The 574-nt window shown below is 32.1% G+C and carries 1 protein-coding gene; it reads left to right on the top strand.

Features of this window, described 5'->3' with window-relative positions; all coding sequences use genetic code 11:
* On the top strand, positions 1-574 hold a 574-nt coding region (locus tag AMN78_RS01540; RefSeq protein ID WP_218836541.1), incomplete at both ends, for a 3-deoxy-D-manno-octulosonic acid transferase.

Below are 574 nucleotides of genomic sequence, written 5' to 3' on the forward strand. Positions count from 1 at the left end.
TCTGCTAAAAAAATATGGCAGAAACAAGGATCGGGCAAACAAGTAGTCCTATTTCACGCAGCTTCTGCAGGGGAATTTGAGCAATTAAAACCAATCTTAAAAAAAATGGACCGGGAAAAATTTTTCCTTCTTCAAACATTCTTTTCTCCTACAGTATACAACCCGGAAAGAAATACTAAATTAGTAGATGCAGTTTGCTATCACCCTTTTGATTTTTATTGGTCAGCATTATTCTTTTTTCGCAAAATAAATATTAATTATTATATCACAACACGTAATGATATTTGGCCTACTCATCTTTATATTGCCAAGCTGATTGGAATCAATACCGTATTAATTAATGCAAATATTTACCGAGAATCACATTACAAATTATTTTTTTTGCGTAGCTTTAATAAGAGAATATTTAACAAGTTTGATTTGATCTTAACAGGTTCTGATCGCTTAAAAAAAAATCTTATGTATCTTGTTGATGACAATAAAATCTATATAACAGGTGATAGTCGCTTTGATAGAGTCATGCAACGCAAAGCCCATGCCAATTTCGACCTACTGCCAAATACTTATGCTGAAT

It is taken from the genome of Candidatus Pelagibacter communis, assembly GCF_001179945.1.
Taxonomy (GTDB): domain Bacteria; phylum Pseudomonadota; class Alphaproteobacteria; order Pelagibacterales; family Pelagibacteraceae; genus Pelagilacustribacter; species Pelagilacustribacter ubique_A.